General features: G+C 56.6%; 30 protein-coding genes and 1 tRNA gene. 22 read left to right on the forward strand and 9 right to left on the reverse strand.

Annotated features, from left to right (window positions below; translation table 11 throughout):
* Positions 1-157: 157 nt before the first annotated feature.
* From fliF to B4056_RS16365, 15 genes are all read left to right on the forward strand, one after another.
* Positions 158-1870 (forward strand): flagellar basal-body MS-ring/collar protein FliF, encoded by a 1713-nt coding sequence (gene fliF, locus B4056_RS16295; protein WP_094111330.1) that lies wholly within the window; start codon positions 158-160, stop codon positions 1868-1870.
* Complete coding sequence (gene fliG / locus B4056_RS16300) at positions 1867-2859, forward strand: flagellar motor switch protein FliG (RefSeq protein ID WP_039385125.1); 993 nt, start codon at positions 1867-1869, stop codon at positions 2857-2859. Before fliF ends, fliG begins: the two co-directional genes overlap by 4 nt.
* Positions 2852-3556: a flagellar assembly protein FliH gene (gene fliH / locus B4056_RS16305; RefSeq protein WP_288655342.1), complete on the forward strand. Its 705-nt coding sequence runs from the start codon at positions 2852-2854 to the stop codon at positions 3554-3556. The genes fliG and fliH overlap by 8 nt, the downstream gene beginning before the upstream one ends.
* The gene (gene fliI / locus B4056_RS16310) at positions 3556-4911 is read left to right on the forward strand and encodes a flagellar protein export ATPase FliI (protein WP_288655343.1); all 1356 of its coding nucleotides are present in this window, start codon (positions 3556-3558) and stop codon (positions 4909-4911) included. The genes fliH and fliI overlap by 1 nt, the downstream gene beginning before the upstream one ends.
* 25 nt (positions 4912-4936) lie before the next feature.
* Complete coding sequence (fliJ, locus tag B4056_RS16315) at positions 4937-5380, forward strand: flagellar export protein FliJ (RefSeq protein WP_039385135.1); 444 nt, start codon at positions 4937-4939, stop codon at positions 5378-5380.
* Complete coding sequence (locus B4056_RS16320; RefSeq protein ID WP_288655345.1) at positions 5377-6651, forward strand: flagellar hook-length control protein FliK; 1275 nt, start codon at positions 5377-5379, stop codon at positions 6649-6651. The genes fliJ and B4056_RS16320 overlap by 4 nt, the downstream gene beginning before the upstream one ends.
* A 129-nt stretch (positions 6652-6780) precedes the next feature.
* Entirely contained in the window at positions 6781-7266 is a 486-nt protein-coding gene (gene fliL, locus B4056_RS16325; protein ID WP_039385141.1) for a flagellar basal body-associated protein FliL, read from the forward strand.
* A 4-nt stretch (positions 7267-7270) separates the two neighbouring features.
* Positions 7271-8278, forward strand: a complete 1008-nt coding sequence (fliM, locus tag B4056_RS16330; protein ID WP_039385143.1) for a flagellar motor switch protein FliM — start codon at positions 7271-7273, stop codon at positions 8276-8278.
* The gene (gene fliN / locus B4056_RS16335; RefSeq protein ID WP_039385146.1) at positions 8271-8681 is read left to right on the forward strand and encodes a flagellar motor switch protein FliN; all 411 of its coding nucleotides are present in this window, start codon (positions 8271-8273) and stop codon (positions 8679-8681) included. The genes fliM and fliN overlap by 8 nt, the downstream gene beginning before the upstream one ends.
* A 2-nt stretch (positions 8682-8683) precedes the next feature.
* On the forward strand, positions 8684-9076 hold the full coding sequence (gene fliO / locus B4056_RS16340; RefSeq protein WP_039385149.1) for a flagellar biosynthetic protein FliO: 393 nt from the start codon (positions 8684-8686) through the stop codon (positions 9074-9076).
* 2 nt (positions 9077-9078) lie between these two features.
* The gene (fliP, locus tag B4056_RS16345) at positions 9079-9813 is read left to right on the forward strand and encodes a flagellar type III secretion system pore protein FliP (protein WP_039385989.1); all 735 of its coding nucleotides are present in this window, start codon (positions 9079-9081) and stop codon (positions 9811-9813) included.
* Positions 9814-9847: 34 nt separating this feature from the next.
* Positions 9848-10117 (forward strand): flagellar biosynthesis protein FliQ, encoded by a 270-nt coding sequence (gene fliQ, locus B4056_RS16350; protein ID WP_039385151.1) that lies wholly within the window; start codon positions 9848-9850, stop codon positions 10115-10117.
* Complete coding sequence (gene fliR / locus B4056_RS16355; protein ID WP_071667960.1) at positions 10117-10905, forward strand: flagellar biosynthetic protein FliR; 789 nt, start codon at positions 10117-10119, stop codon at positions 10903-10905. The genes fliQ and fliR overlap by 1 nt, the downstream gene beginning before the upstream one ends.
* 628 nt (positions 10906-11533) lie before the next feature.
* Positions 11534-12169 carry a transcriptional regulator RcsA gene (gene rcsA, locus B4056_RS16360; protein ID WP_039385157.1) on the forward strand — a complete coding sequence of 212 codons (636 nt, stop codon included), beginning with the start codon at positions 11534-11536 and terminating at the stop codon, positions 12167-12169.
* 161 nt (positions 12170-12330) lie between these two features.
* Positions 12331-14037, forward strand: coding sequence for a methyl-accepting chemotaxis protein (locus B4056_RS16365; RefSeq protein WP_288655349.1), 1707 nt, complete (start codon positions 12331-12333; stop codon positions 14035-14037).
* Positions 14038-14086: 49 nt separating this feature from the next.
* Here the strand turns inward: B4056_RS16365 and dsrB are convergent, their stop codons facing one another.
* Positions 14087-14281, reverse strand: a complete 195-nt coding sequence (gene dsrB, locus B4056_RS16370; RefSeq protein WP_288655350.1) for a protein DsrB — start codon at positions 14279-14281, stop codon at positions 14087-14089.
* Positions 14282-14346: 65 nt separating this feature from the next.
* Positions 14347-14505: a YqaE/Pmp3 family membrane protein gene (locus B4056_RS16375; protein ID WP_039385165.1), complete on the reverse strand. Its 159-nt coding sequence runs from the start codon at positions 14503-14505 to the stop codon at positions 14347-14349.
* 310 nt (positions 14506-14815) lie between these two features.
* Between B4056_RS16375 and B4056_RS16380 the strand changes: the two genes are divergently transcribed.
* The 3 genes from B4056_RS16380 (at position 14816) to B4056_RS16390 (ending at position 17381) form a co-directional block, all read left to right on the forward strand.
* The gene (locus tag B4056_RS16380) at positions 14816-14992 is read left to right on the forward strand and encodes a hypothetical protein (protein ID WP_158086433.1); all 177 of its coding nucleotides are present in this window, start codon (positions 14816-14818) and stop codon (positions 14990-14992) included.
* Positions 14993-15344: 352 nt separating this feature from the next.
* Positions 15345-16145 (forward strand): mannosyl-3-phosphoglycerate phosphatase-related protein, encoded by an 801-nt coding sequence (locus tag B4056_RS16385; RefSeq protein WP_094111327.1) that lies wholly within the window; start codon positions 15345-15347, stop codon positions 16143-16145.
* A 15-nt stretch (positions 16146-16160) separates the two neighbouring features.
* The gene (locus B4056_RS16390) at positions 16161-17381 is read left to right on the forward strand and encodes a glycosyl transferase (RefSeq protein WP_039385170.1); all 1221 of its coding nucleotides are present in this window, start codon (positions 16161-16163) and stop codon (positions 17379-17381) included.
* Between the two features lie 35 nt (positions 17382-17416).
* On the opposite strand, the gene B4056_RS16395 is transcribed toward B4056_RS16390, so the two are convergent.
* The 5 genes from B4056_RS16395 to B4056_RS16415 all read right to left on the reverse strand — a co-directional run bounded on the left by B4056_RS16395 (position 17417) and on the right by B4056_RS16415 (position 19745).
* The gene (locus tag B4056_RS16395) at positions 17417-17596 is read right to left on the reverse strand and encodes a YodC family protein (protein ID WP_039385173.1); all 180 of its coding nucleotides are present in this window, start codon (positions 17594-17596) and stop codon (positions 17417-17419) included.
* 177 nt (positions 17597-17773) lie between these two features.
* A complete protein-coding gene (locus B4056_RS16400; RefSeq protein ID WP_255402073.1) occupies positions 17774-17908 on the reverse strand; it encodes a hypothetical protein in 135 nt (44 codons plus the stop codon).
* Positions 17909-17999: 91 nt separating this feature from the next.
* A complete protein-coding gene (locus B4056_RS16405) occupies positions 18000-18911 on the reverse strand; it encodes a DUF808 domain-containing protein (protein ID WP_288655352.1) in 912 nt (303 codons plus the stop codon).
* A gap of 20 nt (positions 18912-18931) precedes the next feature.
* Positions 18932-19198, reverse strand: a complete 267-nt coding sequence (locus B4056_RS16410) for a hypothetical protein (protein WP_039385177.1) — start codon at positions 19196-19198, stop codon at positions 18932-18934.
* Positions 19199-19268: 70 nt separating this feature from the next.
* Positions 19269-19745 (reverse strand): very short patch repair endonuclease, encoded by a 477-nt coding sequence (locus B4056_RS16415; RefSeq protein WP_094111326.1) that lies wholly within the window; start codon positions 19743-19745, stop codon positions 19269-19271.
* 165 nt (positions 19746-19910) lie between these two features.
* On the opposite strand from B4056_RS16415, the gene dcm reads away from it, so the two are divergent.
* On the forward strand, positions 19911-21323 hold the full coding sequence (gene dcm, locus B4056_RS16420) for a DNA (cytosine-5-)-methyltransferase (RefSeq protein WP_113655056.1): 1413 nt from the start codon (positions 19911-19913) through the stop codon (positions 21321-21323).
* A gap of 46 nt (positions 21324-21369) precedes the next feature.
* On the opposite strand, the gene B4056_RS16425 is transcribed toward dcm, so the two are convergent.
* Positions 21370-21624 (reverse strand): hypothetical protein, encoded by a 255-nt coding sequence (locus B4056_RS16425; protein ID WP_113655055.1) that lies wholly within the window; start codon positions 21622-21624, stop codon positions 21370-21372.
* A 72-nt stretch (positions 21625-21696) separates the two neighbouring features.
* Entirely contained in the window at positions 21697-22401 is a 705-nt protein-coding gene (locus B4056_RS16430; protein WP_039385186.1) for a phosphohydrolase, read from the reverse strand.
* 584 nt (positions 22402-22985) lie between these two features.
* On the opposite strand from B4056_RS16430, the gene B4056_RS16435 reads away from it, so the two are divergent.
* The 3 genes from B4056_RS16435 to B4056_RS16445 all read left to right on the forward strand — a co-directional run bounded on the left by B4056_RS16435 (position 22986) and on the right by B4056_RS16445 (position 24814).
* The gene (locus B4056_RS16435) at positions 22986-23675 is read left to right on the forward strand and encodes a hypothetical protein (RefSeq protein WP_039385187.1); all 690 of its coding nucleotides are present in this window, start codon (positions 22986-22988) and stop codon (positions 23673-23675) included.
* Between the two features lie 183 nt (positions 23676-23858).
* Positions 23859-24635 carry a DgsA anti-repressor MtfA gene (gene mtfA, locus B4056_RS16440; RefSeq protein WP_039385190.1) on the forward strand — a complete coding sequence of 259 codons (777 nt, stop codon included), beginning with the start codon at positions 23859-23861 and terminating at the stop codon, positions 24633-24635.
* Between the two features lie 103 nt (positions 24636-24738).
* Positions 24739-24814 (forward strand) — tRNA-Asn (locus B4056_RS16445).
* Positions 24815-24858: the final 44 nt, after the last annotated feature.

The following is a 24858-nucleotide window of genomic DNA, read 5'->3' on the forward strand; positions in this document are numbered from 1 at the left end:
GCCGCGGTCCGAAGGGGAACGCCCGTGCGGGGAGCTCACTCCGTCAGCTACCGCCGGCACTCTGCAGGCCAGCAGCGCAAATACCGGGTAGACGTATCAGGGAGTCTGTTTTGTTACCACAACTTACCCGGTCAATTATGTCAGGCAGGAATCGGTCATGAATGCGAGTGCAGCCGCTACACAGGAATCAGCAAAGAAAGGCATGTCAGACCTTTTCGCCCGCCTGCGCGCTAATCCGCGAATTCCCTTAATCATCGCCGCGGCCGCAGCCATTGCGGTTGTGCTGGCGCTGGTGCTCTGGGCCAAAGCGCCCGACTACCGCGTGCTCTATAACAACCTCTCTGATGAAGATGGTGGCGCCATTGTCACCCAGCTGACGCAGATGAACATCCCCTACCAGTTCGCCGAAAACGGCGGTGCCCTGATGGTGCCGGCTGATAAAGTGCATGAACTGCGCCTGCGCCTCGCGCAGCAGGGTCTGCCGAAAGGCGGCTCGGTAGGTTTTGAGCTGATGGATAAAGAGAAGTTTGGTATCAGCCAGTTCAGCGAGCAGATCAACTACCAGCGTGCGCTGGAAGGTGAGCTGGCACGCACTATCGAAACGCTGGGTCCGGTCAAGGGCGTGCGCGTGCATCTGGCGATGCCGAAACCTACCCTCTTCGTCCGCGAACAGAAAGCGCCGTCGGCTTCAGTGACGCTGACGCTGCAGCCTGGCCGGGCACTGGATGAAGGTCAGATCCAGGCGATTCAGCATATGGTCTCCAGCAGCGTGGCGGGCCTGCCGCCAGGCAACGTCACCGTGGTCGATCAGACCGGTCGCCTGCTGACCCGCTCCGACAGCGAAGGACGCGATCTCAACGACGCCCAGCTGAAATATGCCGCTGAAGTTGAAGCGCGTTATCAGCAGCGTATTGAAGCGATCCTGAACCCGATTGTTGGCCAGGGTAACGTGCATGCACAGGTTACCGCGCAGATTAACTTCGACCGCAGCGAACAGACGGATGAGAAGTATCAGCCAAACGCCAATCCAGACAACTCGGCGGTGCGCTCGCGTCAGACCAGCACCAGCGATCAGAACGGCAGCGCCTATCCGGGTGGCGTGCCTGGTGCGCTCTCTAATCAGCCGGCGCCCGCTAACAACGCACCGGTGACGAATCCACCGCAGCAGAATGCGGCTAATGCCCAGAACAATGCGGCGCAGAATGCCGGTACCACTACCAGCACCGCTGGCCAGAGCAGTGGCCCGAGCAGCTCCAGCCGTAATGATACGGTGAACTATGAGCTCGATCGCTCAATCCGCCACACCAAACTCAACGTTGGCGACGTGCAGCGTCTGTCAGTCGCCGTGGTCGTGAACTACCGCGATGACGGTAAAGGCAAAGCGGTCGCGCTGAACGATCAGCAGATCAAACAGATTGAAGATTTAACCCGCGAAGCGATGGGCTATTCCCAGACGCGCGGCGACAGCATCAATGTGGTGAACTCGGTCTTCAATACCACCGAGCCTGCGGGTGGCGACCTGCCGTTCTGGCAGCAGCAGTCGTTCTTCGATCAGCTAATGAGTGCCGGTCGCTGGCTGCTGGTGGCGCTGGTCGCATTCATCCTCTACCGCAAGCTGGTGCGTCCGCAGCTGCTGCGCAAACGCGAAGCGGAACAGGCCGCTGCAGAAGCCGTTGCCGCCCGCGCCGCTGCGCAGGAAGAGCAAGCCGCTTACAGCGTGCAGATTAATAAAGATGAGCTGGATCAGGAGCGGAAGTCTTCTAACCGCATGAGTGCCGAAGTGATGAGCCAGCGCATCCGCGATATGTCTGAAAACGATCCGCGCGTCGTGGCGCTGGTTATCCGTGAATGGATGAGTAACGAACTATGAGTCTGACCGGTACAGAAAAAAGCGCCATCCTGATGATGACTATCGGTGAAGAGCGCGCAGCTGAAGTGTTCAAACACCTGAACCAGCGCGAAGTGCAGCACCTCAGCGCGGCGATGGCCAATATGAAGCAGATATCGCACAAGCAGCTGACGGAAGTCCTGCGCGAATTCGAGGCCGACGCTGAGCAGTTTGCGGCGCTGAGCCTGAACTCCAACGATTACCTGCGCTCGGTACTGGTCAAAGCGCTGGGCGAGGAGCGTGCCTCCAGCCTGCTGGAAGATATTCTGGAAACGCGCGAAACCACCAGCGGTATGGAGACGCTCAACTTTATGGAGCCGCAGGCGGCCGCCGATCTTATCCGCGACGAACATCCGCAGATTATCGCCACTATCCTGGTGCACCTGAAGCGTGGTCAGGCGGCCGATATTCTGGCGCTGTTTGATGAACGCCTGCGTCACGATGTGATGCTGCGTATCGCCACCTTTGGCGGCGTTCAGCCAGCGGCGCTGGCGGAGCTGACCGAAGTGCTGAACAGCCTGCTGGATGGCACCAACCTCAAGCGCGCGAAGATGGGCGGCGTGAGAACCGCGGCCGAGATTATCAACCTGATGAAAACGCAGCAGGAAGAGGCGGTCATCGAAGCCGTACGCGACTTCGACGGCGAGCTGGCGCAGAAAATCATCGACGAGATGTTCCTGTTCGAGAACCTGGTGGAAGTGGACGACCGCAGCATCCAGCGTCTGCTGCAGGAAGTGGAGTCCGAGCAGCTGCTGATTGCGCTGAAAGGTTCCGAGCAGCCGCTGCGCGAGAAGTTCCTCAAGAACATGTCTGCGCGTGCAGCCGATATTCTGCGCGACGACCTGGCCAACCGCGGTCCGGTACGTATGTCTGCGGTAGAGAACGAACAGAAAGCGATTCTGCTGGTAGTGCGCCGTCTGGCAGAAGCGGGCGAAATGGTCATCGGTGCCGGCGAGGAAACCTATGTCTGATGCATTTTCTGCCCGCCCGTGGCAGCGCTGGCTGCCTGACGATCTGGCTGCGCCGCTGAGCGCCGTGCCCGATCTGCCGCCTGCAGAACATGACGCTGACGCCATGGCGTTCAGCGAAGAGGATGAGCAGCGGCAGCAGCTGGAGCGGATGCAGCAGCAGATGCGCAAAGATGCGCAGACGCAGGGCTACAGCGAAGGCTATCAGAAAGGATTTGCGGAGGCGCAGCAGAATGGCTACGACGCCGGCTTTCAGCAGGGTCTGGCTGACGCACAGCAGCAGCAGGCGCCGCTGCAGGCGCGCATGCAGCAGCTGGTGACGGAGTTCCACCATACGCTGGAAGCGCTGGATAGCGTCATCGCCTCACGGCTGATGCAGCTGGCGCTGGAGGCCGCCCGTACCGTTATCGGTCAGGCGACGCAGGTGGATGGCAGCGCCCTGCTGCGGCAAATCCAGCAGCTGATCCAGCAGGAGCCGATGTTCAGCGGCAAACCGCAGCTGCGCGTGCATCCGGACGATCTGCAGCGCGTGGAGCAGACGCTCGGCCCCACGCTGGATCTGCATGGCTGGCGGCTGCTGGCTGACAGCACGCTGCACCCCGGCGGCTGCAAGCTCAGCGCTGAGGATGGCGACCTCGACGCCAGCGTGGCCACCCGCTGGCAGGAGCTGTGCCGCCTGGCGGCACCGGGAGCACTCTGATGACGTCTCGCCTGTCGCGCTGGCTTGGCGCACTCGACTCTTTTGAACAGCGTATCAGCCAGGTGCAGTCCGTACGGCGCTATGGGCGCCTGACGCGGGCCACCGGCCTGGTGCTGGAAGCGACCGGGCTGCAGCTGCCGCTGGGCGCAACCTGCATTATCGAACGCCATGATAATGGCCATATCACTGAAGTAGAGAGTGAAGTGGTGGGTTTTAACGGACAAAAGCTGTTTCTGATGCCGCTGGAAGAAGTTGACGGCATTTTACCCGGCGCTCGCGTCTATGCGCGAATTAACGGCGATCACAGCGGCAAACAGCTGCTGCTGGGACCGGAGCTGCTGGGTCGCGTGCTGGACGGCAGCGGCAAGCCGCTGGATGGCCTGCCCGCACCGGAAACCGGCTATCGCGCACCGCTGATCACCCCGCACTTTAACCCGCTGCAGCGCACGCCTATTCATGACGTGCTCGACACCGGGGTGCGTGCCATTAACGCCCTGCTGACGGTGGGACGCGGTCAGCGTATGGGCCTGTTTGCCGGTTCCGGCGTGGGCAAATCGGTGCTGCTCGGCATGATGGCGCGCTATACCAAAGCTGATGTGATCGTGGTCGGCCTGATTGGCGAGCGCGGTCGCGAAGTTAAAGAGTTTATCGAAAATATTCTGGGGGCCGAAGGCCGCGCCCGCTCGGTGGTGATCGCCGCGCCGGCCGATGTCTCTCCGCTGCTGCGCATGCAGGGTGCCGCCTACGCCACGCGCATTGCGGAGGATTTCCGCGATCGCGGCCAGCACGTGCTGCTGATCATGGACTCGCTGACGCGCTATGCGATGGCGCAGCGTGAAATTGCACTGGCCATTGGTGAGCCACCGGCAACCAAAGGTTATCCCCCTTCCGTATTCGCCAAGCTGCCGGCGCTGGTGGAACGGGCGGGTAACGGCATCGACGGCGGCGGTTCAATCACGGCGTTTTACACCGTACTGACCGAGGGTGACGACCAGCAGGATCCGATCGCTGACTCCGCGCGCGCCATTCTGGACGGCCACATCGTTCTGTCGCGCCGGCTGGCGGAAGCGGGCCACTACCCGGCAATCGATATCGAAGCGTCAATCAGTCGCGTAATGACGTCGCTGATTGATGAAACGCATTACGCCCGGGTGCGGCAGTTTAAGCAGCTGCTGTCGAGCTATCAGCGTAACCGCGACCTGGTGAGCGTCGGCGCCTATGCCGCCGGCAGCGATCCGATGCTGGATCGGGCCATTACGCTCTATCCGCAGATGGAAGCGTTTCTGCATCAGGGAATTTTTGAACGCAGTGAATACGATGACGCCTGCCTGCACCTGCAGACGCTGTTTGGTTAACGTGGTTATCAGACGAGGCTAGCCAATGAAAACCGCCAGTGCAATTGACACCCTGCGCGACCTGGCAGAACAGGATCTGGATGACGCTGTGCTCCATCTGGGCAACATGCGGCGCGGCCAGCAGCAGGCCAATGAGCAGCTCAGCATGCTGCTGGACTATCTGGATGAGTATCGCAACAAGCTCAATCAGGATATGTCCGGCGGTATTACCAGCATGCGCTGGAGTAACTATCACCAGTTTATCCAGACGCTGGAAAAAGCGATTGACCAGCATCGCCAGCAGCTGAGCCAGTGGGATCAGCGTACTGAACAGGCGCTGGGCAGCTGGCGGGAAAAGCACAAGAAACTCAATGCCTATCAGATGCTGATTACCCGCGCTGAGGAGAGTGCATTGCGTCAGGAAAACCGTCTCGATCAGAAACGAATGGATGAATTTGCCCAACGGGCCGCACTGAGGAAAAGCGAATGACTACGCTGCAAGCCCTGCTTACGCATACTGCAAAAGTCGCTAAAACAGCTGCCGCAACTGATGCAGCGCCAGAGAGCCAGGCAACGGGTGACGGCCTGCCGTCCCACTTTATCACCGAGCTGGGAAATCAGCTGCTGGCGCTGGCTAAACAGCAGGGAAAACTGCAGCCGGGTGAAACCCGTGACGCAGGCGACGTTGCCGGTAATGACGATAAAGCGTCACTGAGTAACCTGCTGCAGGCACTGGACAAACCAGACGCCTTAAATGCACTTTTCCAGCCGGCGGGATCTAAAGCCGGGCTTAAATCCGCCGATGATAGTGATGAGCATGCCGTAACGCCGTTAAGCGCCAGCGACTTACAGAATGTGCAGGCGCTGTTTGCCATGCTGCCGGCGATGGTGGAAAACCGGCCGCTGCTGGCTTCGGGCACGCCGCCACAGGCAGCAACTGATGCAGCCGCAGGCACGCCGCTGAACGCGGCGCTGAGCGGTGCGCTGCTGACGGGCACCACACCGGCAACTGAGCAGGCGGAGACGGCGACACCACACATCCGCAGTCAGGATACGTCAGCGCTTACCACGCGCGCTGATGGCCTGGCCGCCGGCAGCCACGGCAGCACGGCGCCCGCCAGCAGCGCTGCACTGACGCTGGATGAGAGTTTCCGGCAGATGCTGGGGGGACTCAGTAAAAGCGATGAGCGGCAGGCGCTGTCAGCCGGGCAGGAACAGCCAGCAGCCCATCTCAGCGCTATGTTCAGCAGCAGCGCGCCGGTTAATACCGCCAGCGCCAGCCTGCAGGGCACCCCGTCAACGCCGATGCTGAATGCGCAGCTTGGCAGTCAGGAGTGGCAGCAGGCGCTGGGGCAGCAGATTGTGATGTTCAGCCGCAACGGGCAGCAGAACGCTGAACTGCGGCTGCATCCGGAGGATTTAGGCGCGCTGCAGATCAGCCTCACCATGGATAAGGACCAGGCGCAGCTGACGCTGGTCTCAGGCCACAGCCATGTCAGGGCGGCGCTGGAAGCTGCCCTGCCGCAGTTGCGCAGTGCCCTGGCGGAGAGCGGCATCAACCTGGGCCAGAGCCAGGTGAGCAGCGACGCATTTGCCCAGAGCCAGCAGCAGCACGCCGGACAACAGGAGAATCAGCGCGATGGTCAGTATGGCCGCTTTACTCAGGCGCTGGAGAGTGACAGTGAGATAACGCCTCTGGCCGTTCCGGCGGCCCTGCAGGCGCGCGCCGCCGGCAGCGGTGGCGTCGATATTTTTGCCTGACAGCAGCTAAACGCTGAAGGTAAGCGTAAAACCCGCGTCTTTTCTTCCCATTGTTTGACTTAAGACGCGGGATAATCTGTTCAGGCAAGCCGAGAGGCTTGCCCATAATTCACAGGAAGTACTGCAAACATGTCTGATAACGCGAAAGCAAAAGGCCGCAAACGTTCATTACTGATTCCGGTGTTACTGATTGTAACGCTGGCCGCTTGCAGCGTAGCAGGCTATGCAGTCTGGCGAATGATGAATAAACACGAGGGTGACAAACCGGAAGCCGCGAAAGTTGAGCCACCGCCCGCCCCCGTCTTTTTTGCAATGGATACGTTTACGGTTAACCTGGTCAATCCTGACAACGATCCCGATCGCGTGCTGTACGTAGGCTTTACCCTGCGTCTGCCGGATGAGGATACCCGTCGCCGGTTGAACGATTACCTGCCGGAAGTGCGCAGCCGTCTGCTGCTGCTGCTGTCGCGTCAGAACGCGGCGCAGCTGGCAACCGAACAGGGCAAACAGGCCCTGGTCGGACAGATTAAACAGGTGATGGCGCCGCCGCTGGTAACCGGACAACCTGCACAGGTGGTCAGTGATGTGCTGTTTACCGCCTTCATTTTGAGGTGATTTAATGGGCGATAGCATTCTCTCCCAGGCTGAAATTGACGCGCTGCTTAACGGCGACAGTGACAGCGCGGAAGTAGAGAAAATTTCCACCGGGAGCGATGGCGACATTCGCCCTTACGACCCCAATACCCAGCGTCGTGTGGTACGTGAGCGGCTGCAGGCGCTGGAGATCATCAATGAACGTTTTGCGCGCCATTTTCGTATGGCGCTGTTTAACCTGCTGCGCCGCAGCCCGGATATCAGCGTAGGGGCGATAAAAATTCAGCCCTACCACGAGTTTGCCCGCAATCTGCCGGTGCCAACCAACCTGAACCTGATCCATCTGCAGCCGCTGCGCGGCACGGCGCTGGTCGTGTTCTCGCCAAGCCTGGTGTTTATCGCCGTGGATAACCTGTTTGGTGGCGACGGGCGCTTTCCGACCAAAGTTGAGGGGCGCGAGTTTACCCATACTGAACAGCGCGTGATCCGCCGCATGCTGAAGCTGGCGCTGGATGGCTACAGCGACGCGTGGAAAGCGATCTACCCGCTGGAAGTGGAGTATGTCCGTTCAGAGATGCAGGTGAAGTTTACCAACATCACCACCTCACCTAACGATATTGTCGTTAACACCCCTTTTCAGGTGGAGATTGGCAACCTGGTCGGTGAGTTTAACATCTGTATTCCGTTTTCCATGATTGAGCCGCTGCGCGAGCTGCTGGTCAATCCACCGCTGGAGAACTCCCGCCAGGAGGATACGCACTGGCGCGACAATCTGGTGAAGCAGGTGCAGCACTCTGAGCTGGAGCTGATTGCACATTTTGCCGAAACCTCAATGCGCCTGTCGCGCATTTTGCAGCTTAAACCCGGCGATGTACTGCCAATTGAAAAGCCGGATCGCATCATTGCCCATGTGGATGGCGTTCCGGTGCTGACCAGCCAGTACGGCATGCTGAATGGCCAGTATGCGCTGCGCGTTGAACATCTGATTAACCCGATTTTGAATTCGCTGAATGAGGAACAGCCCAATGAGTGACAGCAAAAACCCGTCCGACGATATCTCCGCGGACGATCTGTGGGCTGAAGCAATGAACGAGCAGACCAGCAGCGGCAGCGCACCGGCCGCCAGTGAAAACGTGTTTAAAGCGTTTGAGAGTGCTGGCGCCAGCGGTGCCATGCAGGATATCGATCTGATCATGGATATCCCGGTCAAACTCACCGTTGAACTGGGCCGTACCAAAATGACAATCAAAGAGCTGCTGCGTCTGACGCAGGGTTCTGTGGTGTCGCTGGATGGTCTCGCCGGTGAACCGCTGGATATTCTGATCAACGGCTATCTGATTGCGCAGGGTGAAGTCGTGGTCGTGAATGATAAATATGGCGTGCGTATCACCGATATCATTACGCCTTCTGAACGCATGCGTCGTCTGAGCCGCTGATCATGCAAAACAGCGCACAAACCCTGCAGCCAGCGCACGCGCAGCCGGTGGTCTCTACCGGCTCCGTAGTGAGTCAGGTCGGCACTATGCTGGCGGTGATTGTTCTGCTGATCCTGGCCTGCGGCTGGCTGGCGAAGCGCATGGGCTTTGCGCCAAAAACGGTTAATGCACAGGCGCTGAAAGTCAGCGCCAGCGTACAGGTCGGGCGTCAGGAGCGGGTGGTGATCGTTGAAACCGCCGATGCGCGCCTGGTGCTGGGGGTAACAGCGCAGCAGATCACCCATCTGCACTCGCTGCCGCCGCTGCCGCCTGAAGAACACCCGCAGGCTCAGCCTGTACCGCAGGATTTTCGTCAGATCCTCCACAACCTGGTTAAACGTCCCGGAAAACCTTAATGATGCGTCGATTACTCTCTCTGCTGCCGCTGCTGATGCTGCTGGCACCGGCTGCGCACGCGCAGTTGCCTGGTCTGGTCAGCCAGCCGCTGGCTAATGGCGGGCAGAGCTGGTCGCTGCCGGTACAGACGCTGGTGTTTATCACCTCGCTGACCTTTATCCCGGCCGTACTGCTGATGATGACCAGCTTTACACGCATCATTATTGTATTTGGCCTGCTGCGTAACGCGCTGGGTACCCCTTCGGCCCCGCCTAATCAGGTGATGCTCGGCCTGGCGCTGTTCCTGACCTTTTTCATCATGGCGCCCACGTTCGATAAAATCTACGCGGATGCCTACCTGCCCTTCAGTCAGGACAAAATCAGTATGGAAGTGGCGCTGGATAAAGGTGCCCAGCCGCTGCGTGAGTTTATGCTGCGCCAGACGCGCGAAGCCGATCTGGCCCTGTTTGCCCGCCTGGCCAATACCGCGCCTATCGACGGCCCGGAAGCGGTACCGATGCGTATTCTGCTGCCGGCGTACGTGACCAGCGAGCTGAAAACCGCATTCCAGATTGGCTTTACGGTCTTTATCCCTTTTCTGATTATCGACCTGGTGGTCGCCAGTGTACTGATGGCATTAGGTATGATGATGGTACCGCCGGCGACGATTGCGCTGCCGTTTAAGCTGATGCTGTTTGTGCTGGTCGACGGCTGGCAGCTGCTGGTGGGGTCGCTGGCCCAAAGCTTTTATTCCTGACCCTTCATTAATCTTTCCCTGACAGGAGCACAGTATGACCCCGGAATCGGTAATGGTAATGGGCCAGGAGGCGATGCGCGTCGCGCTGATGATGGCGGCTCCGCTACTGCTGGTCGCGATGGTAAGCGGGCTTATCATCAGTATTCTGCAGGCGGCAACGCAGATTAACGAACAGACGCTCTCTTTTATTCCCAAGATTCTGGCGGTGGCGGCTACCGGCGTAATCGCAGGACCCTGGATGCTGAATCTGATGCTGGATTACATTCGCACCCTGTTCAGCAACCTGCCTTATATCATTGGCTGATGGTTACCCTCGACAGCAGTCAGCTTATCCACTGGGTGGCGCAGTTTTTCTGGCCGATGGCGCGCCTGCTGGCGCTGTTTGCCAGCGCGCCGGTGCTGAACGAGCGCAATATACCCAAACGGGTAAAGGTGGCGCTTGCGTTTGTGATCACCTGGATTTTGCTGCCGCTGCTGCCACCGGTCGACGTTACCCTGTTCTCACCTGCCGGTTTCTGGATGCTGATCCAGCAGCTGCTGATTGGTGCCGGTATCGGTCTGACCATGCAACTGGCGTTTTCAGCCGTAAAGCTGGCGGGTGAAATCATTGGTTTACAGATGGGATTATCTTTCGCTACGCTGCTGGACCCGAACACGCGGGTTAACATGCCGCTGCTGGCGCGTTTTCTCGATATGCTGGCGATGCTGCTGTTTCTGACCTTTAACGGACATCTGTGGCTGATCTCGCTGCTGGCAGACAGTTTTCAGACCTTGCCCGTCAGTGCAGAGCCGCTGAGTGCTGATGCCTTTATGGGACTGGTCAAAGGTGCCGGGCTAATTTTCCTTAATGGCATGATGTTAGCGCTGCCCTTAATCATTTTGCTCCTCACGCTAAACCTGGCACTGGGTTTGTTAAACCGTGTTTCACCTCAACTGTCGGTTTTCGCTATCGGCTTTCCTGTGACCTTAACGGTCGGTATCCTCTCTATGGGTATGCTGATGCCGCTTCTTGCCCCATTCTGCGAACATCTGTTCAGCGAAGTCTTTGATTTACTCGCCCGATTTGTCTCAGAACTTTCCCCTGCACGTTAGTTAACGATACTGTTACCATTCTGAAGTGATAGTTAAGCAGTCAAAATCATTCCGTATACTTTTCAAACCATTTTTTTCAGAAATCAACTGAGGAAAATCTGATAAATCGATATTTATCGTGAAAAACATTCTTATTAAACGGTCCGTGGAGTATTTTAGTCAGACGATTCTTAAGGTGGTTTCCCTGACGAATCGGTTGGCAAAATGCTCAAGGGTATGTTTTTAAACAAAAAAAATTTAAAAGCGATTTTTCTTGTCTAATTTCCCTTTTTCCGGCATTGTCAACACTCGCTGAAGCGTCACACTTTCGCGAAACAAATGTTTTTAAGATTTGTCCTATCAGAATTGCCTGTAACATGCGCGATAGTGACACAGCTCTCAAAAACAGGGCGGAAGGTATACTTAAAGCAAATTCCTGGTGATTCCCGCTATCGCCGGGGAAAGAATGACGTGGATGGAACACAAAAAACTTCGCAGAACGGGTCAGGGAAGAGTCATGATGGCGCAGGGATATAATTTGCCAGACTGCAAAGCAGAATAAAAAAGTGTCTTTGAAAATTTCTCTCGTACCGCAAACGCGTATTCATCGTTGATTTAAACGGATAACAAATTGGTGAGGGTCGCTATAATGCCAACGATTATTATGGATTCATGTAACTACACACGCCTGGGACTGTCGGACTATATGTCGGCAAAAGGAGTTAAAAAGAAAAACATTACTGCAGCCACGGATATCGAACAGCTACAACAAAAATGCGAGCAATTAAAACCTGGCGTAGTATTTATTAACGAAGATTGCTTTATTCACGAAGCCGATTCCAGCGATCGCATTCGTGCTATTATCACACAGCACCCGGATACTCTTTTCTTTATCTTTATGGCGATCTCAAATATCCATTTTGAGGAATATCTCTACGTTCGTAAGAACCTGATTATTACATCAAAATCGATTAAGACATCGACTCTGGATTCACTGCTGGGTACTTACCTGCAAAAGAAACTCAATGCGTCACCGCGTATTTCCGCCGGGATGGACATTCATCCACTGACGCTGAGCCAGACCGAATCAAATATGCTGAAAATGTGGATGTCAGGCCATGACACCATTCAGATTTCAGACAAAATGCAGATTAAGGCTAAAACCGTTTCGTCACATAAAGGCAATATTAAGCGTAAAATCAAAACGCATAATAAACAGGTTATCTATCATGTAGTACGTCTGACAGATAATGTAACCTCCGGCATTTATGTTAACGTGCGATAAGCTGTCTGCTACATAATTTATGCTGCCACAGGGCTGGTCTGATGACCAGCCCTGTTGTTTTTTAACGCTTTTGCGATCGCGATCCCATATTCTCACCTAAGCCTTTCCCCTGCCCTGCCGATGTTTGCTTTCAGAACCCTTACCACTATGAGAGCAAGGAAATGAAAACAGCATCGATCGATGTAGATAATAAGCTCAGCCTCTGGCAAAACCTGCGCCTGATGCCGCTATTCAGCGTGATATTCGGCGGCATCCTGCTGCTTTTTGCCCTGTGTATTGGTCTCGCCAGCTATTTTCTCATTCAGAGTAATAATTCGCTGAACGATGCCACCGAAGAGATTCAGGTGCGCATGGGCATTTCCAACAGCTCTAACCATCTGCGCACTGCCCGCCTTAATATACTGCAGGCGGGCGCGGCGACGCGTATTGGCGAGATGGATAGCTATCGCGCCGATCTGGCGCGGACAGAAACGCGCATTAAACAGGCGCGTGAAGGATTTACGCTTTATATGGCGCGCGATGTTAAAACGCCCGCCGATCTGGCCCTGGATGCGCCGCTGACCGCCAGCTTCAATCAATATATCGATAAAGGCGTGAAGCCGATGATTGAGTCAGCGCGTCAGGGTAGCTTCGAAGGCATTGTGGCACAGGAGACCGATGTCACCCGTAAACTGGATGACGCCTATAACGCGCTGCTGCTGAAGGCCATTAAAATCCGTACCGAGCGGGCCGAGGCGATTAACGCCGGGGCAGCTCACCAGGCGCGCCTCGGCTTTATCGCCATGGCAGCGGCGTTTGCGGCTGCATTAGTGCTGGTCGGGCTGACCTTTATTTTTCTGCGGCGGATCATTATTAATCCTCTGCGCCAGTCGGTCGTCCGCATTGAGCGAATTGCCCGGGGTGATTTGACCGCCGCCGATGTGCCGTGCGGGCGTAACGAAATCGGCATGCTGTTGCATAATCTGCAGCTGATGCAGGCGGCGCTGGTACGCACCGTGGGCAGCGTGCGCGAAGGGGCGGAGGCTATTTATCAGGGAACCAGCGAAATCTCCGCCGGGAACACCGACCTCTCTTCCCGCACCGAGCAGCAGGCATCAGCACTGGAACAGACCGCGGCCAGTATGGAGCAGCTCACCGCGACGGTGAAGCAGAATGCGGAAAATGCCCATCACGCCAGTCAGCTGGCGGCTGACGCCTCTGACAAAGCGCGCAACGGTGGCGATCTGGTCAACGGCGTAGTGAAAACCATGAACAACATCTCCGGCAGCTCGAAAAAAATTGCTGAAATCACCAACGTGATTAACAGCATCGCTTTTCAGACAAATATTCTGGCGCTGAACGCTGCGGTAGAAGCTGCCCGGGCGGGAGAACAGGGCCGCGGTTTCGCCGTTGTCGCCAGCGAAGTACGCAGCCTGGCACAGCGCAGCGCTCAGGCGGCGAAAGAGATCGAAACGCTGATTGCCGAGTCGGTCGCGCTGATTGGTGACGGATCGCATCAGGTGGGCGAAGCGGGAACCACCATGAGTGACATCGTTGAAGCCGTACGGCGCGTTACCGATATTATGGCAGAGATCGCCGCAGCCTCAGATGAGCAGAGCCGCGGTATCCAGCAGGTCAGCCTGGCGGTGACGGAGATGGATAACGTGACGCAGCAAAACGCCTCGCTGGTTGAAGAAGCCTCTTCTGCAGCGGCCTCGCTGGAAGATCAGGCGGGTAAACTGACGCAGGCGGTAGCGGCATTCCGCCTCAGCGACAGCGCTTACGCCACAACGAAAGTTGCGGCGCCGGTCAACGCGGCGCCAGCGGCTCAGCGCACGGTGCGTCCGGCACTGGCGGTATCAGGCAGCGATAACTGGGAGACCTTCTGACAGCACGCGCCCCGCTGAAGCGTCAGACGGGGCGCGCGGTTTGGTTTGCTCAGCCGGTGCTTTCAGGCTCAACAAATACGCCTTCGGCGTGGTCGCTTTCGTTAAAAAACCAGATGCCCAGCGGATAATCCTCCAGCGCCACCAGATACATGGTCCCTTCGTTAAACGGCTCCACCGCCAGCAGTTTACCTGCGCGGCGCGGGCCGCCGTCTGTTTTCACCGTTACGCGTTCACCTACCTGCATTGCGACCTCTCAGCGACTGTTTTGCGCCAGTGTACCGTAAACAGGCGGCGAAATAGTGATCGCGATCAGCGACGGGCGATAACCCAGACAGCGTGGACGATGCCGGGAATATAGCCACACAGCGTCAGCAGAATGTTCAGCCAGAACGCTCCGCCAAAACCTACCTGCATGAATACGCCCAGCGGTGGCAGCAAAATAGCGATAATAATGCGCAGCAAATCCATACTAACTCCTTGTTATCAATAATAATCAAACAGCGTTAAGCATAGCTGCTTCTGGTAAAAACAGGAGCGACGTCAGGTAAAGAACTGTCAAAAGCCGCTTTTTCACTCTCTTAACGTTTTGCAGCGAGAACCCTGACGGAGAAAACGCCTATCATCATTTCGCTGCATCAACCCCAAAGAAGCAGCCAACCTAAAAGTAACAAGGATTTTTGCCCGCGCAGCGCGGGCTTTTTTTTTGCCTGTCGCGCTGCGCGCGTATGCGCGTGCCGCACTATACTCAAGACTCACCCTGGCTTTACGGAGTCCCCGTATGCGTGCAGAAGAAACCCGCCCTCGCTCCCTTCCGGCAGGCAATCCGGAACAGGAAAAAGAGCGCGACCCGGAGTGGTTTGATTCATCGGGTAAAACCGTGGATCAGGCGCGCTGCCTTTCTGAACAGTGCGAAGTGGATATTCACGATTGCAGCTTTTGCGAAGCGAATCGCTGAGAGTGATTTAAAAAAAACCCGGCTCAGGCCGGGTTAAATTTATCAATGGATTCGTTACACCAGGAAACGGTAATGCCGTTTCAGATTACGCTCACTGTGTATGAAGGCAACCGGCATTTGTGCATATAAAGTGCAGAAATATGCATATCTTCTGGCGTTAAACCGGCCAGAGAGCCGCGCGGTCTGCGCTTCACCCTGCACACTTCATGCACCGGTAGCCGGCGTCGCGCTGCCTTTTAAGATTATTCCTGGTTGTCGCGTTCGGTACGCCGGAAAAACGTGCAATCATCATAACGCTATTATACTGATTACTCTCTGCTTTACTCACCTCTGTGGTGTAAGGAGTATGACGATGATTGATCCCGATTCCCCCCTGCTGGTGGTAACCGACCTGGACGGCTCGCTGCTGGATCACCACGATTACAACTGGGAAGCTGCCCGCCCGTGGCTGGACTATTTTGCCGCACGCCAGATCCCGGTAGTGCTCTGCTCCAGTAAAACCGCTGCAGAGATTATCCCGCTGCAGAAGCGCCTGGGTTTAGGCGGAGCGCCGTTTATCGCTGAAAATGGTGCCCGCATCAGCTTTGGCGACGACGTTACGGTTAATGATGAGCCAGGCGCTGACTATCTGGCGCTGTGCGACACGCTGGCCGCGCTGAAAACGGAATTTCGCTTTACCGGCTTTCACGATCTCAGTGACAGCGACGTGGCGAGCTTTACCGGTCTGGCGCTGAGTGACGCCCGGCTAAGCCGCCTGCGTGACGCCTCGGAGGTGATTTTGTGGCGCGACGAGAGCGATAAGCTGGAGGCATTTCGCGCCGCGCTGGCCCGGCATCAGCTTGCGCTGACGCAGGGCGGACGCTTCTGGCACGTGATGCCGGAAAACTGCGGCAAAGGTATCGCGCTGACGCAGCTGCAGCAGCAGCTGATGCAGCAGGATGGCGTAAGCCGGATAACGCTGGGTCTGGGTGACGGCCCCAATGATATCCCGATGCTGGAGCAGGCGGACTACGCGGTCATTATCAAAGGTTTCAGCAAGTCGCCGGTTACACTCAGCCGTACCGATAGCGACCATATCTATCGCACAGCGCAAACCGGACCGGAAGGCTGGAGCGAAGGCATAGAACACTTTCTGGCCCCCCATAAGCCGTAATCAGAGGATGAGACGATGAGTGATTTTTATCAGAATGGCGTGATTACGAATTTCCATAACCTCACCCATCGCCGCGTGGAGTCGCTGGAAAAAGAGATGGTGCAGTTTGCCCGCCGGCGCAAGATGGGCCTGATCCTGCCCTCGCTGTTCTCCGAACTGGAGGGCCCGGCGCTGGATAATATTGTTAATGAACTGGCGCAGGTGCCCTATCTGGAAGAGATTGTGATTGGTCTCGATCGCGCCGATCGCGATCAGTTTCTGTTTGCCCGCGACTTCTTCTCACGCCTGCCCCAGCGGCACCGCATTCTGTGGAATGACGGGCCGCGCCTGAAAGCGATTGATGCAGAGCTGGATAAAGAGGGTCTCTCACCCAGCCAGCCGGGCAAAGGACGCAACGTCTGGTTCTGTACCGGTTACACCCTGGCGTCCGATCGCACCCAGTGCGTGGCGCTGCACGACTGCGACATTGTGACCTATGAGCGCGGCATGCTGGCGCGTCTGCTCTATCCGCTGGCCAACCCGGCGTTTCAGTATGAGTTTTGCAAAGGGTTTTATGCGCGCGTCGCGGATGGCAAGCTCAATGGCCGCGTCGGCCGTCTGCTGGTCGGACCGATGCTGCGTTCGCTGCAGCAGGTGTATGGCCACTCCGAGTATCTCGACTACCTCAGCAGCTTTCGCTATCCCCTCTCCGGCGAGTTTGCCATGCGCACCCATGTGCTTAACGGCATTAAGATCCCTGGCGACTGGGGGCTGGAGATCGGCGTGCTGTCTGAGATCTATCGCAACTATACGACCCGACAGAGCTGTCAGGTCGAGATCGCCGATCACTATGACCACAAGCATCAGCCGCTGGCCGAAGAGGATGGTACCGGGGGGCTGAAGCGCATGAGCAGCGATATTGTCCAGTCGCTGCTGCGCAAGCTGGCGACCATGGGCGTGCCGCTGACCAGCGATTCGTTTCGCGTGCTGAAGGCGACTTATTACCGTAACGCGCTGGATATGATGGAGATCTACCGGCATGAAGCAACCATGAACGGCCTGTCGTTCGATCAGCATAAAGAGGAAGCGGCGGTGGAGATGTTTACCCAGGCCATTCTCGACGCCGGTCAGTCATTTATTGAACGTCCCAACGATAAGCCCTTTATTCCAAGCTGGAGTCGCGTTCAGTCGGCATTTCCGGATATTCTGCAGCGGATTTATCAGGCGGTGGAAGAAGATAACGAGGGCAAAGTGTAGCGGGATACGGGACGGCGAAACCGTCCCGACCAGATTCAGCTGGCAAGCCGGGATTCCGTAGTCATGTGACTCAGTTCATCACTATGGAATGCCTCGCGGCGCACGCTATAGCCATCATACCAACGACACTCAACCATTCCGCTGGCATAGCCGGTTACCACCATCGTGGGTCCGCCCTGTTTGTGCTGAACTTCATCACTCACTGCAAAGGTCATACCGCGCCCTCCCTTTTACCGTTGATTGAACGCTTAAAGGTATAGCAGCCGGACAGACAATTTGCCTATAGGATAATGTTATTAGTGTGATAAAAGAGGAATAAGCAGTGCAAAATCTGGTTCATAAACAAAGCCGGTAATGTTTATTACCGGCTTTGAAATTTTTAGCTGCGACCGTCAGATTTTGCAGCCTTCGCACTCAGCATCATCACTGAGTTCAGCCGGCACTTCGCTGGCTTTTTCCGCCGCTTTCGCTTCAGCCTGTTCCAGCTGGGCATCGATATCAAATTCAAACATATCGTCGTTCATCATCACTCTCCTGAAAATTAGTGTGCCGCGCGTTATATCGCATTGCCAGAGATAAGCGGTAAGCGGCTTGTGCGCCGCTCGCCGCGCTGGCCTGTTATGCCGACTTACCGCGAACTTTAGCGATCAGGTTAACCACCAGCAGCACAATCGCGCCGACAATAAACCCAAGCACCAGATTGGCCCCGTTACTCAGCAGGCCGGAAACCAGACCGTTAAAGCCGCTGCTGTATTCGCTGATAGCGTGATGCAGCGGCGTGATACCATGCACAATAATGCCGCCGCCCACCAGAAACATCGCCAGCGTGCCGACGACGGTAAGAATCTTCATCAGCCACGGCGCCATCGCCAGCAGAAAACCGCCCACTGCCTGCGCCAGTGAAGAGGACTTTTCCCGCAGCCAGTAGCCGAGGTCATCGATTTTCACAATCATCGCCACAATGCCATAGACACCGATGGTCACCAGAATGGCGATACCGGCGAGGATCAGCAGCTGATTAAGCAGCGGCGCCTCTGACACGATGCCCAGCGTAATCGCCACGATCTCCGCTGAAAGAATAAAGTCAGTGCGTACCGCACCTTTGACCTTGCTCTTTTCATACGCGCGCGGATCCTGCTGTGCCAGGCTGTCGAGCCGCTGCTGACGCGCTTCCGGGCTCTTTTCCTCTTTATCGTGCTGCAGGCTGTGTAACACCTTTTCCACCCCTTCATAGCAGAGGTAGGCGCCCCCCAGCATCAGCAACGGCGTGATAAGCCAGGGAGCAAACGCCGAAATCACCAGCGCCAGCGGCACCAGGATCAGCTTATTCAGAAATGAGCCTTTCGCAACGCCCCAGACCACCGGCAATTCGCGATTGGCTTTGACGCCCGTGACCTGCTGCGCATTAAGCGACAAATCGTCGCCCAGCACGCCAGCGGTTTTTTTTGCCGCAACCTTGCCCATGACTGAAATGTCATCCAGCAGCGTTGCAATATCATCCAGAAGCGTAAGTAAACTGGTTCCTGCCAAAATGGTAATCCTTATTCCGGTTAGTGTTCCTGACAACAGGGGCAGCGCTCAACCCACGTCACCGACATGTCGGCGATGCCCTCACAGTCCCATTCAACGCGTAACGTTTTTCCCTGCGTATCCGCTGCGTGCAGATATTTACTCACCGGACTTTCGGTCATGCCGCTGATCTCCTCTGTGGCAATCAGCCGATCGTCGAGCCAGATGCGTGCCGTGGCCTGTGTCGCCACCAGCCGCTCGTCACGCAGCTGATAGAGCCGCCTGACCGTCAGTTTAATACTGCTCATGGTAGTGCTCCGCGTCCCAGAGAAAAACGTGATCTAAACGGTTATTGCCGCGAAAAGCAATCATCGCCGGCTAGAGTGGTTGGTAATGATGCAATCCCTGGTGATCCAGCTCCGCGCTCTGCCCGGCGGCCAGCAGCCACTCCTCAAGGCGCTCAATCAGCTGATTGTCATCCAGCCGCAGCTTACCGCGCAGCGCGCACTCCCAGACAATCAGAACCTTCCAGCCGGTCTCCTGCAGCTGCTGCACATAGCGCCGGTCACGCTCAACGTTACTGTTGATTTTGCCGTTCCAGAAACTGGTGCGCGTGGCGGGCATTTTAAACAGATAGCAGTGATGACGATGCCAGAAACAGCCGTGCACAAAGATAATGGCCTGCTGCTCAGGCAGCACGAAATCGGGCCGCCCCGGCAGCGCTTTGTCCTGCACGCGAAAGCTGAAGCCGCGATCTTTCAATATCGCGGCCACGCGCTGTTCAATCGCCGTATCCTGATTTCGGATCGCGCGCATATTTTTACTGCGGATCTCTTGTGAGTGAACGTCAGCCATGCCGTTTCCTTTTCCTGCGGGCCTATTCAACTTTAGCGTTTTACGGCAAAAGCGAAAGCGGCGGCGTGAAAGAGTGCGGCACGGCGCGCAGCGCGACACGACGCGCTAATTTCAACCCTGACAGATGAGTGGTAGCATAGTCGCTCAACTGTTAAGGAAAAACGCATGCTCGTTCCCGATCCCGCCGCACCGGCTACCCCCTCTTCATTAACCGCTGCGCAGGATGATTTAGCGCTGTTACTGCAGGTACTGGATATCTACGCGGCGCGCGATGTGATGCAGACCCTCAACGCCGCCGGCACAGGCCACTGGAGCGTGGCGAAGCTGAACCGTCTGCGCAGTGGCAAAGCCGCGTCGGTAATGCTGCTGCCGTCTGAGATCGCCAGCCTGCGCGCCCTGCTGCCATCGCGACCGGCCCACTATGAGAGGCCCGCCTTTCAGTTTATCGATCTCTTTGCCGGTATCGGCGGCATCCGGCGCGGCTTTGAGCAGGCCGGCGGCGAGTGCGTTTTTACCAGCGAATGGAATAAAGAGGCGGTCCGCACCTATAAAGCGAACCACTACTGCGATCCGCTGCGCCACCGGTTCAATACCGATATTCGTCTCGTCACGCAGCCAGCCGGCCTCACTGAGGAGGCGGCTATCTATCAGCATATCGATCGCGCTATCCCCGATCACCAGGTGCTGCTGGCCGGCTTTCCCTGTCAGCCTTTTTCACTGGCGGGCGTCAGTAAAAAGAACGCGCTCGGCCGGGCGCACGGCTTTGAGTGTGAGGCGCAGGGCACGCTGTTTTTTGACGTGGCGCGCATTCTCGCGGCTAAAAAGCCCGCGTTTTTTGTGCTGGAAAATGTCAAGAATCTGAAGAGCCACGATAAGGGCCGCACCTTCGCCATTATTATGGCAACGCTGGATGAACTGGGTTATGACGTGGCGGATGCGGATGATAAAGGTACACCGGACGCCAAAGTGATCGACGCGCGCTATTTTCTGCCGCAGCACCGTGAACGCATTGTGCTGGTGGGCATCCGGCGCGATAGCGGCGTTAAGCAGCCCTTTTCACTGCGCGCGTTGCCGGCGCTCTATCCGCCGCAGGTGCCGCCACTGCAGAGTTTGCTGGACGCAGAGCCGGGTGAAAAATATACCCTGTCGCCAACGCTCTGGCACTACCTCTATCGCTATGCGCAAAAGCACAAGGCGAAGGGCAACGGCTTTGGCTTTGGCCTGAACGATCCGCAGAATCCGCACTGCTGCGTGCGCACGCTTTCAGCGCGCTACTACAAAGATGGCTCGGAGATCCTGATCGATCGCGGCTGGGATCGCGCGCTGGGTGAACAGAACTTTACCGCCGCTGAGAACATGGCGCGGCGACCGCGCCGGCTGAGCCCGCGCGAGTGCGCGCGCCTGATGGGGTTTGAAGCGCCGGGTGAAGCGCGGTTCCGCATCCCGGTCTCCGATACCCAGGCCTATCGTCAGTTTGGCAATTCCGTGGTGGTGCCGGTATTTGCTGCGGTAGCGAAATTACTGCTGCCGCTGATTGAATACTACAGGCTGAACGCGCCAGAGCAGGCTGATAGCTGATCGCGCATAAGAAATAGCTCACCCGCCGGGCGGCGGGTGGCAGAGACTACTTCTTCTTCTTGCTCTTTTTCAGTAGCGCACGGATCTGGCGCAGTTCCGTAGCGCTTAACCGGTCGTCCGGCATCTCATCGGAGTGCAGATTATCTACCGCCGTCTCCTGCTGCAGGGCACTCTGCAGGCTCGCCTGCAGCCGGTTAACAATCTCCTGACTCATTGAAAGCTGATTGTCAGCAGCCAGCTGCTTAATCTCCTCTTTCAGTGCCGGATCAATTTTAATCGTAATGTTCACGGTTTCAGTCATTTCCACACTCCCTGCTATTTTTTTCACAAACGTAGCGGAAGATGAGGCCAGTTAACAGCCTGTCATAAAAATTTAATATTCCTGTAACGTGCAGCAGAAGTCGCGCAGCACGGATTCATCAACCCCCGCCAGGTTCCCCTGCAGCTCGGCACAGAGTTTGGCCATATAGTGCACCAGAAAATCGGCGTTATATTCAGCCAGACGACGTCCCGCTGCCGTTTGCATGGTTTCAGGCAGGCGCAGCAGCTTTTTCTGAAAGTGATCCAGCGTCCACTTCACATCGTCGAGCTCGCGATCGCGCCCCAGCGGATCGTCACTGTCAAACAGCGGCCGGCCCAGTGCGCCAGCCGTGTAGAATACGCGTGCCAGTCCGATAGCCCCCAGCGACTCCAGACGATCGGCATCCTGCACAATTTTTGCTTCTGCGGTCAGCGGCGTAATGGCAGCACTAAAACTGTGCGCCTGCACCGCGTGTGCCACGCTATCTATAAGTTCAGCGGGAAAATCGGGAAAATCCTGCTGCAGAATACGGCGCGTCTCTTCAGCGGCAAATGTAGAGGCAAGATGACGCTGCGGATGGTTCTTCGGCAGATTCACCACGTCGTGAAAGTAGCTGGCGGTCAGTACCACCATGGCATCGGCAGGCGTCTCCTGCATGATACGCGCCGCGCTCATCCAGACCCGACGCAGATGCCCTGTGTCGTGCGCCTTATCATCATGCTGCCAGTTCAGCCGCAGCCAGTGTTCATAACGTTGTTGCCAGTGTGTAATGGACATGATGTTTCTCCTGTTATGACATGTGGTGCGCGGCGGGAGCTCTTCAGACTCAGCCCTATCTTAGCGGGCAGGTCATGACACTTTTCTTACAGCATTTTTGGGGTGAGAGGGAAAAATCTGCGATCCTGATCATGTTATAGCGTTGTTAAGCCCGCTTGCCCAGTGGCCTTTTTGTTTTCAGCTTTTCCTTATGCCGTTTGGCTGTCGTCAGATTTAGTTAACATAGTTTATGTGTCGCGCTTAACCGCGATGCCAGTGCGCGGGGAATTTAAGCGGTCACTCCTCGCTGACAGATAGCCAGTTATTAGCGGAGAAAAAGGTGAAATAGTCTGAAAATATTTCTATTTTGGCCGTTATAACGTACTGTATAGGGGAAATTTCCGCATTTCGCCGGTACGTTAAGCGATCTGCACCCCACTTTTTGCCTGGATGTTTTTTTAATACCGGAACAGGAAGGGAACGCCTGATTATCAGGTGACAAATTATTAAGCAAATTTGTTTGAAACCTTTATGCTAAGGGTCTCGTCCTGTACAGGATGTAACGTCAACGCTTTCCGGGTTCGTGATATAACAAGAGGTAAAAAATGAAAGAACGGCCGATTCTTTTTTCCGAACAGCGGGTTCGCGCCCTGCTGGTTGGCCAGCAAACACAGACCCGACGCATTATGAAAACGCAGGCATTTGGTCCAGGACAGGACCACCATGAAGGCGTTCATGCGTTTGATGTCAGTGCGAATCATCTTCACGGCTACAAACTGATGTCGATGTCCGATATCAGCGCGCACTGTCCCTTCGGGCAGGTTGGCGATCGCCTGTGGGTACGCGAAACCTGGCGCGGCCCGATTGTGCCGGAAGCGCAGCTTGCAGAGTACGATCGCGATCCCCAGCTGTTTCGCCATCCCGACTTCTGCCAGTATCGTGCTGACAGCAACGAGTTTGGTCAGCTGGAGGACGATCTGCAGGACGCGGAGCAGTTTGGCTGGCAGACGGCCATTCACATGCCGCGCTGGGCAAGCCGCATCGATCTGACCATCACCGCGATCCGGGCTGAAAAAATCCAGGATATCAGCGAGGATGACATCATGGCAGAGGGCGTTCAGACGGACTCGCACTTCCTGAACAACTTCTTTACCATGAATATGAATTCAGAGTCGCCCAAAGAGGCGTATCGCAAAGCGTGGCAAAAACAGTATGGCGCGACCAGCTGGGAGGTTAACCCCTGGGTCTGGGTCATTGAATTTGAGCGCGTTCTGCGCGAAAGCCGATCGCTCTGAGCATGCGCCCTGCGCCTCTTCTGCCCACCGGAAGAGGCGCTTACGCCCCGCCCCGCTTTTTTTGCTTTTCACTTTGCAAGCGCAATCACAGACACCGTCCCGGCTAACAGGTTGAATAACGGGTTTGACGTCTGGCACATTCTGTCCCGTCGGCACTCCTTCTCTCCTTTTACAGGCGCTGCGATGTTTAAATGGTCCCGGAACGCGCATAAATCCGATGCTGTCGCTGAACTGCCCTGGACGCAGGCGCTGCGGCAGCCAGTGTTTTCTCTGCTTAATCATGACGAGCACGCCGTTCTGATCGGCATGGCGCAGCGCTTTCTGCAGCAGAAAAAATTTGTCCTGCTGCAGGGCACTGAACTGGATGCGCTGCACAGCGCCCGTCTGGCGCTGCTGTTTTGCCTGCCGGTGCTGAAGCTGGGCGTGGAGTGGCTGGATGGCTTTCACGACGTGCTTATCTATCCTGAACCCTTTGCGGTTGATGATCGCTGGGAAGATGAGAGCGGGCTGGTGCATCAGGCGCCCGCTGTACACGCCGGGCAGAGCTGGACGCAGGGGCCGGTGGTGCTCAACGCGCTGGATATTTCCGACGCGTTCGATCTCTCAGGCTATAACCTGGTGATCCATGAAGTGGCGCATAAGCTGGACGCGCGCGGCAGCGGCTACACCAGCGGCATCCCCGCTATTCCGCTGCGCGAGGTCGCTGGCTGGGAGAAAGATTTGCTGCAGGTGATGCAGGAAATTGACGATGAAGTGGCACTCGCGGGTGAAGAGGCCGCGACCTTTGATCCTTACGCAGCCAGCGATCCGGCCGAATGTTTTGCTGTGCTGTCAGAATATTTCTTCACTGCGCCCGACCTGCTCCTTCAGCGCTTTCCGGCGATGTATCGACACCTGCAGCTGTTTTACCGTCAGGATCCTGCTGCCCGCCTTGCGACACTGGCGGCGGAATCTGCCTGATCCCTGCGCGGGCTGTATCTTTGCTAGCCAGTTGAATGCAATTGTGTTTTAAGCTGTTGACAGGCTCGTGCGGGGCCACTACTATTCGCCTCGTTCACACGATTCCTCTGTAGTTCAGTCGGTAGAACGGCGGACTGTTAATCCGTATGTCACTGGTTCGAGTCCAGTCAGAGGAGCCAGAATTAGAAAAGCCCGCTCAGGGAAACCTGAGCGGGCTTTTTGC

Source organism: Pantoea sp. UBA7232 (assembly GCF_002473195.1).
GTDB lineage: Bacteria > Pseudomonadota > Gammaproteobacteria > Enterobacterales > Enterobacteriaceae > Pantoea > Pantoea eucrina.